This window comes from Actinokineospora bangkokensis (genome assembly GCF_001940455.1).
Lineage (GTDB): Bacteria > Actinomycetota > Actinomycetes > Mycobacteriales > Pseudonocardiaceae > Actinokineospora > Actinokineospora bangkokensis.
The window spans coordinates 78,853-92,427 of record NZ_MKQR01000021.1 but is presented as its reverse complement, the minus strand read 5'-3'; the positions used below and the strand labels follow the sequence as shown (position 1 = coordinate 92,427).

14 protein-coding genes are annotated in these 13,575 nt (G+C 74.9%); 11 read left to right on the top strand and 3 right to left on the bottom strand.

The features are described from left to right. Window positions 1-17: 17 nt before the first annotated feature. Window positions 18-584 (top strand): 16S rRNA (guanine(966)-N(2))-methyltransferase RsmD, encoded by a 567-nt coding sequence (gene rsmD / locus BJP25_RS20700; protein WP_075976645.1) that lies wholly within the window; start codon window positions 18-20, stop codon window positions 582-584. A 10-nt stretch (window positions 585-594) separates the two neighbouring features. Then, a complete protein-coding gene (gene coaD / locus BJP25_RS20695) occupies window positions 595-1,083 on the top strand; it encodes a pantetheine-phosphate adenylyltransferase (RefSeq protein ID WP_075976644.1) in 489 nt (162 codons plus the stop codon). A gap of 322 nt (window positions 1,084-1,405) precedes the next feature. Here coaD and BJP25_RS20690 read toward each other — a convergent pair whose 3' ends face one another. Beyond that, complete coding sequence (locus BJP25_RS20690) at window positions 1,406-1,846, bottom strand: GNAT family N-acetyltransferase (RefSeq protein ID WP_084794274.1); 441 nt, start codon at window positions 1,844-1,846, stop codon at window positions 1,406-1,408. Between the two features lie 71 nt (window positions 1,847-1,917). On the opposite strand from BJP25_RS20690, the gene BJP25_RS20685 reads away from it, so the two are divergent. The 9 genes from BJP25_RS20685 (at window position 1,918) to BJP25_RS20645 (ending at window position 8,198) form a co-directional block, all read left to right on the top strand. Next, window positions 1,918-2,346: a ribonuclease domain-containing protein gene (locus tag BJP25_RS20685; protein WP_075976643.1), complete on the top strand. Its 429-nt coding sequence runs from the start codon at window positions 1,918-1,920 to the stop codon at window positions 2,344-2,346. Window positions 2,347-2,459: 113 nt separating this feature from the next. Then, complete coding sequence (locus BJP25_RS20680) at window positions 2,460-3,203, top strand: polysaccharide deacetylase family protein (RefSeq protein ID WP_075976642.1); 744 nt, start codon at window positions 2,460-2,462, stop codon at window positions 3,201-3,203. 125 nt (window positions 3,204-3,328) lie between these two features. After that, window positions 3,329-3,910 carry a YceD family protein gene (locus BJP25_RS20675; RefSeq protein ID WP_075976641.1) on the top strand — a complete coding sequence of 194 codons (582 nt, stop codon included), beginning with the start codon at window positions 3,329-3,331 and terminating at the stop codon, window positions 3,908-3,910. Between the two features lie 60 nt (window positions 3,911-3,970). Beyond that, window positions 3,971-4,153 (top strand): 50S ribosomal protein L32, encoded by a 183-nt coding sequence (rpmF, locus tag BJP25_RS20670; protein WP_075976640.1) that lies wholly within the window; start codon window positions 3,971-3,973, stop codon window positions 4,151-4,153. A gap of 26 nt (window positions 4,154-4,179) precedes the next feature. Next, the gene (rnc, locus tag BJP25_RS20665) at window positions 4,180-4,920 is read left to right on the top strand and encodes a ribonuclease III (RefSeq protein WP_075976639.1); all 741 of its coding nucleotides are present in this window, start codon (window positions 4,180-4,182) and stop codon (window positions 4,918-4,920) included. Beyond that, a complete protein-coding gene (gene mutM, locus BJP25_RS20660; protein WP_075976638.1) occupies window positions 4,913-5,779 on the top strand; it encodes a bifunctional DNA-formamidopyrimidine glycosylase/DNA-(apurinic or apyrimidinic site) lyase in 867 nt (288 codons plus the stop codon). Before rnc ends, mutM begins: the two co-directional genes overlap by 8 nt. A 165-nt stretch (window positions 5,780-5,944) precedes the next feature. Further along, window positions 5,945-6,274, top strand: a complete 330-nt coding sequence (locus BJP25_RS20655; RefSeq protein ID WP_075976637.1) for a PadR family transcriptional regulator — start codon at window positions 5,945-5,947, stop codon at window positions 6,272-6,274. After that, the gene (locus BJP25_RS20650) at window positions 6,271-7,440 is read left to right on the top strand and encodes an HAAS signaling domain-containing protein (RefSeq protein WP_075976636.1); all 1,170 of its coding nucleotides are present in this window, start codon (window positions 6,271-6,273) and stop codon (window positions 7,438-7,440) included. The genes BJP25_RS20655 and BJP25_RS20650 overlap by 4 nt, the downstream gene beginning before the upstream one ends. 83 nt (window positions 7,441-7,523) lie before the next feature. Then, on the top strand, window positions 7,524-8,198 hold the full coding sequence (locus BJP25_RS20645) for a response regulator (protein ID WP_075976635.1): 675 nt from the start codon (window positions 7,524-7,526) through the stop codon (window positions 8,196-8,198). A gap of 125 nt (window positions 8,199-8,323) precedes the next feature. Here the strand turns inward: BJP25_RS20645 and smc are convergent, their stop codons facing one another. Together smc and ftsY are read right to left on the bottom strand one after the other, a co-directional pair. Beyond that, on the bottom strand, window positions 8,324-12,064 hold the full coding sequence (smc, locus tag BJP25_RS20640; RefSeq protein ID WP_075976634.1) for a chromosome segregation protein SMC: 3,741 nt from the start codon (window positions 12,062-12,064) through the stop codon (window positions 8,324-8,326). An 87-nt stretch (window positions 12,065-12,151) separates the two neighbouring features. Next, window positions 12,152-13,534, bottom strand: a complete 1,383-nt coding sequence (gene ftsY, locus BJP25_RS20635) for a signal recognition particle-docking protein FtsY (protein ID WP_075976633.1) — start codon at window positions 13,532-13,534, stop codon at window positions 12,152-12,154. Window positions 13,535-13,575 lie beyond the last annotated feature (41 nt).

The window sequence follows — 13,575 nt, the reverse complement described above, 5'->3', positions numbered from 1 at the left end:
GGGACGACAATGGGGGTGTGACCAGGATCGTCGCGGGCACCGCGGGCGGGCGCAGGCTCGGCGTCCCGGCCAAGGGCACCCGCCCCACCTCCGACCGCGTGCGCGAGGCGCTGTTCAGCGCCCTGGAGTCCTCGGTGGGCCTCGACGGCGCCCGCGTCCTGGACCTCTACGCCGGGTCCGGCGCGCTGGGCCTGGAGGCCCTGTCCCGCGGCGCGGCGCTGGCCACCCTCGTCGAGCACCACCGCGACGCGGTGGGCGTGCTGCGCCGCAACGCCGCCGCGGTCGGGCTGCCCGGCGCGGACGTCCGGCACGGCAAGGTCGCCACCGTCCTGGCCGAACGGCCGCAGGCCCCCTACGACGTCGTCTTCGCCGACCCCCCGTACGCGCTGGCCGACGCCGAACTGGGTGCGGCGCTGGCCGCGCTGGTCGAGCACGGGTGGACCGCGCCGGGCAGCACCGTGGTCGTGGAGCGGGCCGCCCGCGCGGGTGAGCCCGGGTGGCCCGCCGAGCTGGTGCCGCTGCGCTCGCGCCGGTACGGGGACACGGAGCTGTTCTGGGCCTCCCACCAGGGCCCGGTCGGGTAACTTCCGGGCCATGACCCGCGCCGCGTGCCCCGGTTCCTACGACCCGCCCACCACCGGCCACCTGGACGTGTTCGACCGGGCCTCGCGCCTGTTCGACGAGGTCGTCGTCGTGGTCGGGGTCAACCCGAACAAGCGCGGCCTGTTCTCCGTCGAGGAGCGCATCGCCCTGCTCACCGACTCCGTCGCCCACCTGGGCAACGTCCGCGTCGACTCCTGGCAGGGCCTGATCGTCGACTACTGCTCCCGCCACGGCGTCGCCGCGATCGTCAAGGGCCTGCGCACCGCCACCGACTTCGACTACGAGCTGCCGATGGCGCAGATGAACCAGCAGCTCACCGGGGTGGAGACGCTGTTCCTGCCGACCCGCCCGGGGATGAGCCACCTCTCCAGCTCCCTGGTCAAGGAGGTCGCCGCCCTCGGCGGCGACGTCACCGGCATGCTCCCCGACCAGGTCCACCACAAGCTCCTGGAACGCCTCGCGGAGAACCGCAAGGGCTAGCGGAGCCCCCCGCCGAGGCACGACCACCAGAGCCGCCCGGCGGCGAAAAGCGCGTCGAGGCGGTCACCGCAGACCGCGCTCACCAAGTCGGGGACGCTGCCGGGCGGGGACGTGGGGGCGGGTGGCGGGGGGAGTGTTGCCGTGCGCACCAAGCCGGGGACGCTGCCGGGCAGGGACGTGGGGGCCGTTACCGCAGGCCGTGCGCACCAAGTCGGAACGATGCCGGGCGGGGACGCGGGGGGCGGCTGTTACCGCAGGCCGTGCGCACCAAGTCGGGAACGATGCCGGGCGGGGACGTGGGGGTGGGTGGCGGGAGAAAATGTCACAGCGGGAGCTTCATGCCGATGTGGCTGGGGACGAAGCCCAGGCGCTCGTAGAAGCGGTGGGCGTCGGTGCGGGAGGCGTCGGTGGTGAGCTGCACGAGCACCGCGCCGCGTTCGCGGGCGACGTCGACGGCCCACTCCACCAGCCGCTGCCCGAGCCCGTCGCCGCGCTGGTCGCCGCGCACCCGCACGGCCTCGATGGTGGCGCGGGTGGCGCCGACCCGCGACAGACCGGGGGTGAGGGTGAGCTGGAGCGTGCCGACCACCGCGCCGCCCTCGTCGGCCACCGCGAGCAGTTGGTCCGGGTCGCTGTCGATGGCGGCGAAGGCCGCGTCGTAGCGGGGGTCGCCGGGGCGCTCGCGGGCGGCGCCGAGCGGGTCGTCGGCCAGCAGCGCCACGATGCCCGCCACGTCGGCCGCGGTGGCCCGCCGGATCTCCACGTGATCAGACTGCCACAGCGCGTTCACACGACCTCTACCGAGTGATCACCGGTTCGGGTTACGGTTGGTGAATGAGCAACATCACAGCGAAGTCGGTGAAGACGCTCCTCGCCCTGGTGCTCGCGCTGGTCGGGTTCCTCGGTGCCGGGACCACCGCCTCCGCCTCCCCCACCCTGCCCGCCGGCCAGGTCTCCGCCCAGGCCGCCTGCGGGGACACGTCGGGCTTCGACGTCGTCCCCCTGGGCGGCCTGCCCGCGCAGGCCACCGACACCTACGACCTCATCCAGACCGACGGGCCGTTCCCGTTCGACCAGGACGGCACGGTGTTCCAGAACCGCGAGGGCCTGCTGCCCTCGTGCTCGTCCGGCTACTACCACGAGTACACGGTCATCACGCCCGGTTCGAGCGACCGCGGCGCCCGCCGCATCGTCACCGGCAGCGGCGGCGAGTACTTCTACACCGGCGACCACTACGGCAGCTTCTCGCTGATCGACGTGTGACCGGCCCGGGCCCGGTCGTGCGCGTCGGGGGGACACGCCCGGGCCCGGGGTCCCCGCCCCGCGCGCGCCCCGCTGGAACAATCGGCCGCGGGAGCCGCGCGGAGGTGGGTGCTGTGTACAAGGTCTTCGAGGCCATCGACGAGCTGGTCACGATCCTGGAGGAGGCCAGGGGCGTGCCGATGACCTCCGGGTGCGTCGTGCCGCGGGGCGACGTGCTGGAGCTGCTCGACGAGGTCCGCGACGCGCTGCCCGCCGAGGTCGACGACGCCCAGGACGTCCTCGACCGCAAGGACGAGATCGTCGGCGGCGCCGAGCACGCCGCCGAGGCCATGCTCAGCAAGGCCCGCCTGGACGCCGAGACGATGCTCGCCGACGCCCGCGCCGAGGCCGAGCGCCTGGTCGCCGACGCCACCGCCACCGCCGACCGGCTCATCGCCGACGCCCAGGACGAGGCCGACCGCACCAGCGCCGCCGCCCGCGCCGAGTACGAGGACGTCGTGGGCCGCTCCCGCGACGAGGCCGACCGGATGATCCAGGCGGGCCGCGAGTCCTACGAGCGCTCCGTCGAGGAGGGCCGCTACGAGCAGGGGCGGCTGGTCTCCCAGACCGAGGTCGTGCAGGCCGCCAGGGCCGAGAGCACCCGCATCCTCGACGCCGCCGCCGCCGAGGCCGCCCGGCAGAAGGCCGACTGCGACGCCTACGTCGACGACAAGCTCGGTGAGTTCGAGGACCTGCTCAGCCACACCCTGCGCTCGGTCTCCAAGGGGCGGCTGCACCTGCGCGGCGGCGCCGCCTTCACCGGCGCCCCGGCCGCCGTGGTCCCCGGCGGCGCCCCCTTCGACTACGAGGGCGCCTGACCGCGCCCCGGCATCCCGATTTCCGCGCGGGCCCGCGCGTCACGTACCCTGTTGCAGTTGACCGACCGGTCTGACCACACCCCGCAGGTCCGACCACCCCCGCAGAAGGTGCTGACGCGAGAGCCATGTCCCCCGCACGCAAGACCCCCGACAACCGACCGGCGCTGAGCAGCCCGTGGGTCGTCGACACCCGTGAGCTGGGGCGGCGCCCGGGGTCGAGCAGGCCGGTGCGGCGCACCGCCGAGGCCGCGCACGCCATCGGCCTGGAGGGGGTCATCGCGATCCCGCCCGGCGACCCGGTGGAGCTGGACCTGCTGCTGGAGTCGGTCGTCGAGGGGGTGCTGGTCACCGGCACCGCCTCGGGCACGCTGGTGGGCGAGTGCTCGCGGTGCCTGGACCCGATCACCGAACCGGTGGTCGTCGACATCACCGAGCTCTACGCCTACCCGGACAGCACCACCGACGAGACCACCGACGACGACGAGGTCAGCCGCCTGGTCGACGACCGGGTGGACCTCGAACCGGTGGTGCGCGACGCGGTCGTGCTGGCCGTGCCGAACGTCCCGCTGTGCGGGCCGGACTGCGCCGGGCTGTGCCCCGACTGCGGTCGCAAGTGGGCCGAGGTCGGGCCCGATCACCGGCATGAGACCATTGACCCCCGGTGGGCCGCGCTGCAGGAGCGGTTCCAACAGGGGTCGGGTCAGTAGGTCCGCCCCACGCACCACCGCAGATCCTGCACCAACAGCTCGTCCAGAGGAGAGTCAGTCGTGGCCGTCCCCAAGCGGAAGATGTCGCGTTCCAACACCCGCTCCCGCCGTTCGCAGTGGAAGGCTGCCGCCGTGCACCTGGTGCCCTGCTCGAACCGGGCGTGCCGCGAGCTCAAGCCGCAGCACGTGGCCTGCCCCGCCTGCGGCCAGTACGACGGCCGTCAGGTCATCCAGCCCGCGTGACCCCACGCCGCTAGGAGAACGACGGCATGGGGGGCAAGGCGTCCCGCGGCCCGACCGCGGACCCGCAGGAGCTGCTCGACGCGCTCGGCGTCCTACTGGACGCCGAGCTGCTCGGCCTTGCCCTGACGCACCGCTCGTACGCCTACGAGAACGGCGGCCTGCCGCCCAACGAGCGGCTGGAGTTCCTCGGTGACGCGGTGCTCGGGCTGGTCGTGACCGACCACCTCTACCGCACCCACCCGGACCTCCCGGAGGGGCAGTTGGCCAAGCTGCGCGCCAGCGTGGTGAACATGCACGCGCTGGCGGGCGTGGCCAGGGGCCTCGGCCCCGGTGGTCTGGGCGCGCACCTGCTGCTGGGCAAGGGCGAGGAGCTCACCGGCGGCCGGGACAAGGCCAGCATCCTGGCCGACGGCATGGAGGCGGTGATCGGCGCGGTGTACCTCGAGCACGGCATCGACGTCGCCCGCCGGGTCGTGCACAAGCACTTCGACCCGCTGCTGGCCGAGGCGCCGCTGCGCGGCGCGGGCCTGGACTGGAAGACCAGCCTGCAGGAGCTCACCGCCTCGGCGGGCCTGGGCGTGCCCGAGTACCGGGTGCGCGAGGAGGGCCCCGACCACCGCAAGGAGTTCACCGCGGTGGTGGTGGTCAGCGGCCAGAGCTACGGCAACGGCGACGGCAGCACCAAGAAGGAAGCCGAGCAGAAGGCCGCCGAGGCGGCCTGGCGCGAGCTGACCGAGAAGATCTCCCCGGCGGGGGACGGTGCCTGAACTGCCCGAGGTCGAGGTCGTCCGGCGCGGCCTCGCCGAGCACGCCGCCGGGCGCGCGGTCACCGCGGTGGACGTCTTCCACGACCGGGCCGTGCGCAGGCACGTGCCCGGGGCGGTGGACTTCGCGGGCCGCATCGTCGGCACCACCCTCACCGCCGCGCGCCGCCGCGGCAAGTACCTCTGGCTCGACCTCAGCTCCGGCGAGGCCGTGCTGGCCCACCTGGGCATGAGCGGGCAGCTGCTCGTCCAGCCGCCGGGCACCCCCGACGAGAAGCACCTGCGGGTGCGCTTCACCTTCGCCGACGGCGGCCCCGAGCTGCGGTTCGTCGACCAGCGCACGTTCGGCGGGCTGTCGGTGGAGGAGACGACCGAGGTCGACGGCGCCACGCTGCCGCTGCCGGTCGCCCACATCGCCCGCGACCCGATGGACCCCCGGTTCGACCCGGACGCCGCCGTCGCCGCCCTGCGGCGCAAGCGCACCGAGGTCAAGCGCGCCCTGCTCGACCAGACCCTGGTGTCGGGCATCGGCAACATCTACGCCGACGAGGCCCTGTGGCGCGCCAAGCTGCACTGGGCCCGGCCCACCGACAAGCTCTCCCGCGCCAAGGCCGCGGAGCTGCTGGGCGCCGCCACCGACGTCATGGACGCCGCCCTGCGGGTGGGCGGGACGTCGTTCGACGCGCTCTACGTCAACGTCAACGGCCAGTCGGGCTACTTCGACCGCTCGCTGAACGCCTACGGCCAGGAGGGCGAGCCCTGCCCCCGCTGCGGCAGGCCCATCCGCCGCGAGCCGTTCATGAACCGCTCGTCCTTCTCCTGCCCGCGGTGCCAGCCGCACCCGGCGGGCTTCTCCCTCTGACGCCACCGCGGCGTCCCCGGCGTCCGCAGCGTCCCCGGCGTCCACCACCACGCTGAGCTGCACTCCTTCGCGCCCGCTGTTCTGCGACTTGCGCGGTACTGCGTAATGCGTAATAGTGTTCGCAGCGCGATACCGGGGAGTGCGCGGTACCGGGGAGGAGATCGGATGGACACCAGCCAGCTGCTCAAGGGGGTGCTGGACCTGGCCGTGCTCGCCGTGCTGCGGGACGAGGACGGCTACGGCTACGACGTCCTGCGCAGGCTGCGGGCGGGCGGGATCGGTGAGGTCGGGGACGCGTCGGTGTACGGCACGCTGCGGCGGCTGTACAAGGCCGGGCTGCTGACGTCCTACGTCGTGGCCAGCGACGAGGGGCCGCACCGCAAGTACTACGGCATGAACGACGCCGGGCGCGCGCGCCTGGTGGAGTCGGAGAAGGCGTGGCGCGCCTTCCAGGAGACGCTCGACGGGATTCTGCGGAAGGGGGCGGCGGCGTGAACGGCGACGTCGTGAACGGGGGCACCGACACCCGCCCGGAGGTGGCGGACTACGTGGCCGGGGTGCGCGCGGCGCTGTCCGACCTGCCCGCCGAGGAGCTGGGCGACGTGATGGAGGACGTGGAGCGCAACGTCTTCGAGGTGCACGCCGAGACCGGGTCGGTGTCGGGGTTGACCGCCAGGCTGGGTGCACCGGAGGCCTACGCCGACGAGCTGCGGGCAGCCGGGGGCTACCCGCCGCGGGCGGCGGCCCGGCCGGGCGCGCAGGGGGTGCTGGCGCGCGCGGTGGCCTGGCTGACCGGCGTCGCGATGGGGTTGGCGCTGCTGTCCGGCGCGGTGGCCACCCACGAGGAGGAGGTGTCCTTCGGCCTGCTGGTGCTGGCGGTGCTCGCCCTGGTGCCCCCGCTGTGGCTGGTGGTCAGCCGCCGGGTGCGCCGCGCCGACGTGGTGGAGCTGGGGGAGTACCAGGCGCTGGTGCGGGCTGGCCGCTCGCTGGCGGGCGGGTTGCCGCCCGCCTTCGTCGGCTACCTGCGCGGGCTGCGGCCCGCGTGGTGGTTGGCCCGGGTCGTGCTGCTCGGCCTGGCCCTGGTGGCGGCGCTGTCCGCGCGCAGCGCCGGGGTGCTGCTGGTCGCGGTGGTCGCCGTGGTGACGGTCTGGGCCGGGCTGCGGGTGCGCGAGGACGGCCGGTTCGCCCCGCTCGTCCTCACCGCCAACGCCTTCGCCGTCGGCGTGCTCATCGGGCTGCTGGCGACCCTGGTGGAGGGCTCGGGGAACCGCTCGTCACCGGTCGCCTACGCCACCGCGCCGGGGGTGTACGTCGACGGCCGGTACGTGGAGAACTTCTACGCCGTCGACGCCCAGGGCAAGCTCGTCGAGCGCTTCTACCTCTACGACGACGAGGGCAGGCCGATCGCGCTGCCGCACCGGACCTGCTCGGACGGGGTGGTCGACCGCGCGCTGGACAACCGGTTCCCGCGCCCGGAGGTCGACTACCGGTCGGGCCGGTGCGTGGAGAGCACGAGCGCGCCGTTCGTGCCGCCGCTGGTGCCGTCCGCGTCGACCGCGCCCAGCACCACCGCCACCACCGCGCCGACGAGCGCACCGACGACCGCGCCGACGAGCACCCCGCCGACCAGCGCACCGGCGGTGACGACCACCACCAGGTGATCGGGAGGCCTGGTGGCCAGGGGGGACGGGGCGGGGACGGGCGTCGGGGGCCCGTCCCCGCCCCACCGTCTACCGTGGACCGCGTGACCCGGGTGCTGGTGGTGGACGACGAGCCGCAGATCGCGCGCGCGCTCCGCATCACCCTCACCGCCCACGGCTACGACGTCGTCACCGCCGCCGACGGCGCCGCCGCCCTGCGCGCCGCCGCCGAGCGCCACCCGGACGTGGTGATCCTCGACCTCGGCCTGCCCGACCTCGACGGCACCGAGGTCATCGCGGGCCTGCGCGGCTGGACCACCGTCCCCGTCATCGTGCTGTCCGCCCGCGTCGACAGCCCCGACAAGGTCCGCGCCCTCGACGCGGGCGCCGACGACTACGTCACCAAGCCCTTCGGCATGGACGAACTGCTCGCCCGCCTCCGCGCCGCCCTGCGCCGCGCCACCCCGGCCGCAGGCGAACCCGTCGTCACCACCGCGGGCTTCACCGTCGACCTCGCCGCCCGCAAGGTCCTGCGCGCGGGCACCGAGGTCCACCTCACCCCGACCGAGTGGGGCCTGCTGGAGGTCCTGGCCCGCAACCCCGGCAAGCTCGTCCCGCAGCGCACCCTGCTGCGGGAGGTGTGGGGCGAGGCCTACGCCAAGGAGACCCACTACCTGCGCGTCTACCTCGCCCAGCTCCGCCGCAAGCTGGAGGACGACCCCGCCAAGCCTCGCCACCTCATCACCGAGGCGGGCATGGGCTACCGCCTCGAACCCTGAAGCGCTGGGTTCCACAGACCCGCCACCCACCCCCGCGTCCCCGCCCGGCACCGTCCTCGACCTGGCGCCACGGCCGCCGGTACCGGCCGAGGCAGCCCGTCACGACGACGCACGAGCTGCACGCCCTAGACCTCGGGCGCCGCCTCGGCGGGTTCTTCAGTGGGGGGCTCGGCCACCTCGACCTCGGCCGGTGCCGCGTCCCCTGCCACCGGGTCCACCGCCGCTGGGGCCTCGGCCGGTGCCGCGTCCTGCGCAGGGGCCGGTGGGGCGGTGATGCGGGCGGGGGGCTTGCGGGTCTCGTTGAGGCGCTGGGAGATGACCTGGGTGATGCCGTCACCGCGCATGCTGACGCCGTAGAGGGCGTCGGCGATCTCCATGGTGGGCTTCTGGTGGGTGATGATGATGAGCTGGCTGCTCTCCCGGAGCTGGTCGAGCAGGCCGATGAGGCGGCGCATGTTGGTGTCGTCCAGGGCGGCCTCGACCTCGTCCATGACGTAGAAGGGCGAGGGGCGGGCGCGGAAGATCGCGACCAGCATGGCCACCGCCACCAGGGACTTCTCCCCGCCGGAGAGCAGCGACAGGCGCTTGACCTTCTTGCCGGGCGGGCGGGCCTCCACGTCGACGCCGGTGACGAGCATGTCCTCGGGCTCGGTGAGCACCATCCGGCCCTCGCCGCCGGGGAACAGCACGTCGAACACCACCTCGAACTCGCGGGCGACGTCGGCGTAGGCGGTGGTGAAGACCTCCAGGATCTTGTCGTCCACCTCCTTGACCACGGTGAGCAGGTCGCGGCGGGTGTCCTTGAGGTCCTCCAGCTGGGTGGACAGGAACCGGTAGCGCTCCTCCAGGGCCGCGAACTCCTCCAGCGCCAGCGGGTTGACCTTGCCCAGGGTGGCCAGGTCGCGCTCGGCGCGCTTGGCCCGGCGCGCCTGGGTGTCGCGGTCGTAGCGGGTCGAGGGCGGGCGGACCACGTCCTCGCCGCGCTCGCGGGCCGCCTCGTACTCGGCCAGCTCCCCCGCCGGGGGCGGCACCTCGACGTCCGGGCCGTACTCGGCCACCAGGTCGTCGAGGCCGATGCCGAACTGCTCGGTGATGCGCTGCTCCAGCTGCTCCAGGCGCAGCCGCTGCTCGGCGCGCAGCACCTCGTCGCGGTGCACGGCGTCGACCAGCTTCTCCAGCTCCGCGGACAGCTCGCGCACCTTGGCGCGCACGTCGGTGAGCACCCGCTCGCGGTCGGCGCGCCGGGCGGCGACGACGTCGCGCTCCTCGGCGGCGCGGGCCAGCGACCGCGCGATCCGCTCCAGCGCCAGCTCCCCGCCCTCGACCACGGCGTCGGCCACGGTCGCCGCGCGCCTGCGGGCGGCCATCGCCCTGGCGGCGCGCTCGCGGGCCTCGCGCTCGGCGCGGGCGGCCCGGCGCAGCTGGTCGGCCTTGCCCTGCAGGGCCCGGTGGCGCTCCTCGGCGGTGCGCAGCGACAGCCGGGCGTCCATCTCCTCCTGGCGGGCCGCCGACAGCGACGCGCTGTACTCGTCGCGCTCGGCGGAGTCCGGCTCGTCCTCGACGTGCTCCTCCTGCACGGCGAGCAGCCGCTCCTCCAGGTCGGCGAGCTTGGCCAGGGCGTCCTCGCGGGAGGCCTCGACCTTGCCGCGCTGGGTGAGCGCGCGCTCGACCTCGGCCTCGGCCGAGCGCAGCACCTGGCGCAGCCGGTTCAGCCGCTCCGAGGAGCGGGCGGCGCGCACCTTGGCCTCGTTCATCAGCTCCTTGACGGCGCTGACGTCGTCGCGGCGGGCCTGCTGCTCGGCGCGGGCCCCCTCCAGCTGGGCGGCGGCGTGCTCCAGGGCCCGCTCGGCGGCGGCGAGCCTGGTGCCCGCCTCGTCGACCGCGGCCTGCACCTCGATGGCGCTCTGCGCCTTCTCCGACCCGCCGATCGCCCAGTGCGCGCCGAGCAGGTCGCCCTCCGCGGTCACCGCCCGCACCGCGGGGTGCTCGTCCACCAGCGCCCGGGCGGCGGGCAGGTCGTCGACCACGGCCACCCGGTCCAGCGCCCGGTGCACCGCGGGCAGCAGCGCGTCGGGGGCCTGCACCAGGTCGACGGCCCAGTGCGCCGACGGCGGCAGCGCGGGCCACCCCGACCGGTCCACCGGACCGTCCCCGCCCACCAGCAGCCCGGCGCGGCCCGCGTCGCCCGCGCGCAGCATCCGCAGCGCCTCGACCGCGCCGTGCGGGTCGCGCACCGCCACCGCGTCCGCGACCGGGCCGAGCGCGGCGGCCAGCGCCCCCTCGTGCCCCGGCCGCACGGTCAGCAGCGCCGCCACCGAGCCCAGCAGCCCGGGCAGCCGGTCGGCGGCGGCCAGCAGCGCGCCGGTGCCGTCCTTGCGCCGCAGCCCCATCGACAGCGCGTCCACCCTGGCCCGCCAGGAGGCGATGTCCCGCTCGGCCTGCCGCTCGGCCCGCACCAGCTCGTCCACCCTGGCCCTGGCGTCGTCGGCGGCGGCCGACGCCCGCTGGTGGCGCTCGGCCAGCCCGGCGTCGTCGGTGTCCTCGACCTCGGTGCCCGCCTCGGCCTCGGCCAGCTCCTCGGCGGCGACCTCGGCGCGCCTGCGGGCCTCCCCGAGCGAGGACGACAGCCGCTCGACCTCGGCGCCGGTGGCGTTGACCGTCGAGCGCAGCGCCTCGACCTGCCCGGAGAGCCGGGCCAGGCCCTCGCGGCGGTCGGCGATGGCGCGCACCGCGGCCAGGTGCGCCTTCTCCGCGGCCTGCACCATCCGCTCCAGCTCGGCGCGCCGCTCGGTGGACTCGGCCAGCGCGTAGCGGGCCTCGGCGACGGCCTCGAAGAGCTCGGCCTCGCGCATCGCGGTGACCTCGGCCTCCTCCTCCAGCTCCTCCGGGTCGCGCCCGCCGGTGCGGGTCTCGGTGGCCGCCGACAGGTGCCTGGCGCGCTCGACGGCGAGCCGGACGGTGCCGCGCAGCCGCTCCTCCAGCGCCGAGAGCCGGTACCAGGTCTCCTGGGCGGCGGCCAGCAGCGGCTGGTCGGCGGCCAGGTCCTCCTCCAGCTCCTGCTGGCGGGCCTGGCCGAGCTCCAGGGCCTGCTCGACCTCGGCGCGCTTGCGCCGGGCGGTGGCCTCGTCGGCCTCCTCGCGGGCGATGTCGGCGCGCTGGGACACCAGGTCGTCGGCGTGCAGGCGCAGCCGGGCGTCGCGCAGCTCGGCCTGCACGGTCTGGGCCCTGCGGGCGATCTCGGCCTGCTTGCCCAGCGGCTTGAGCTGGCGGCGCAGCTCGGCGGTGAGGTCGGTGAGCCGGGTGAGGTTGGCCTGCATCGCGTCGAGCTTGCGGATGGCCTTCTCTTTGCGCTTGCGGTGCTTGAGGACGCCCGCGGCCTCCTCGATGAACGCGCGGCGCTCCTCGGGCTTGGACTCCAGGATGGCGCTGAGCTGGCCCTGCCCGACGATGACGTGCATCTCCCGACCGATGCCGGAGTCCGACAGCAGCTCCTGGACGTCCATCAACCGGCAGCCGTTGCCGTTGATCTCGTACTCGGAGGCGCCGTCGCGGAACATCCGCCGGGTGATGCTGACCTCGGCGTACTCGATGGGCAGCGCGCCGTCGGCGTTGTCGATGGTCAGCGTCACCTCGGCGCGGCCGAGCGGGGCCCGCCCGGCGGTGCCCGCGAAGATGACGTCCTCCATCTTGCCGCCGCGCAGGCCCTTGGCCGAGCCCTCGCCCATCACCCAGCGCAGGGCGTCGAGCACGTTGGACTTGCCGGAGCCGTTGGGGCCGACGACGCAGGTGATGCCCGGCTCGAACTTCAGCGTCGTGGCGGAGGCGAAGGACTTGAAGCCCTTCAGCGTCAGGCTCTTGAGGTGCACGAGGCTCGACCCCTTCGCTGCCCGCGGCCGGTGCTCATCCGCAGCAGGCTACCGGGGCCCGCCCGGGGGCCGGGCGGGTGCCGCCGATCAGCCCAGCAGGGCGTCGACGAACGCCTCCGGCTCGAACGGCGCCAGGTCGTCGGGGCCCTCGCCGAGGCCGACGAGCTTGACCGGCACCCCCAGCTCGCGCTGCACCTGGAAGACGATGCCGCCCTTGGCCGTGCCGTCGAGCTTGGTCAGCACGATGCCGGTGACCTCGACGACCTCGGAGAACACCCGGGCCTGGGTGAGCCCGTTCTGCCCGGTGGTGGCGTCGAGGACGAGCAGCACCTCGTCGACCTCGGCCTGCTTCTCCACCACCCGCTTGACCTTGCCCAGCTCGTCCATCAGGCCGACCTTGGTGTGCAGCCTGCCCGCGGTGTCGACCAGCACGGCGTCGACGCCGTCGGCGCGGCCGGTCTTGACCGCGTCGAAGGCGACCGCGGCCGGGTCGCCGCCCTCCTTGCCGCGCACGACCCGCGCGCCCACCCGGTCGGCCCAGGTCTGGAGCTGGTCGGCGGCGGCGGCGCGGAAGGTGTCGGCGGCGCCGAGCACCACCGAGCGGCCGTCGGCGACCAGGACGCGGGCGAGCTTGCCGGTGGTGGTGGTCTTGCCGGTGCCGTTGACGCCCGCGACGAGCACGACGGCGGGCTGCTTGGCCTCGCCGTCGCCGTGCGGCAGCGCGCGCACCGCCCGGTCGAAGTCGGGGCGCAGCGCCTCGACCAGCACCGAGCGCAGCACCGCGCGGGCCTGCTCGGCGGTGCGCACGCCCCGGGTGGACAGCTCCGCGCGCAGCTTCGCCACGACGTCGGCGGTGGTGGCCGCGCCGAGGTCGGCCAACAGCAGGGTGTCCTCGACGTCGGTCCAGGAGTCCTCGTCCAGGTCGCCCGCGCCGAGCAGGCCGAGCAGGCCCTGGCCGAGGCTGGAGCGCGAGCGGGAGAGCCTGCCGCGCAGCTTCTCCAACCGGCCCGAGGTGGGGGCGATCTCCTCCTCGACCGGTGCCGCCGTGGCGGGCACCGGCGTGGTCGGGGGCGCCTGCGCGGGGATCTGCTCGGTGGGCGGCTCGGCCTGCGCCGGGATGCGGTCGGTCGGCAGGCTGCCCGCGGGTTCGTCGGGCAGGTCGACGTCGACCAGGGTGCGCTTCTCGGAGTCGCGCGGGACCGAGGCGTCGTCGCCGACCCCGGGCTGCCCGTCGACCTCGGTGCGCTCGCCCGCCGGGTGCGGCGGCGGGGCGGTGGGCGCGTCCTTGGGCTTGGCGGGTGCCAGGCTGATGCCCGAGCCCGCCTGGTAGCCGCCGCCGCGGGGCTTGTCCACCTGCTCCGGCTTGTCCAGGGTGATCCGCCTGCGGCGGGCCAGGACCGCGCCGGTCACCACGGCGGCGACCAGCAGGACGGCGACGACGACCAGGATGGTGATCACGGTGCTCGACACCGGGCCATCCTCGCACCCCGGTCGGGGCGCGGCCGCCCGGA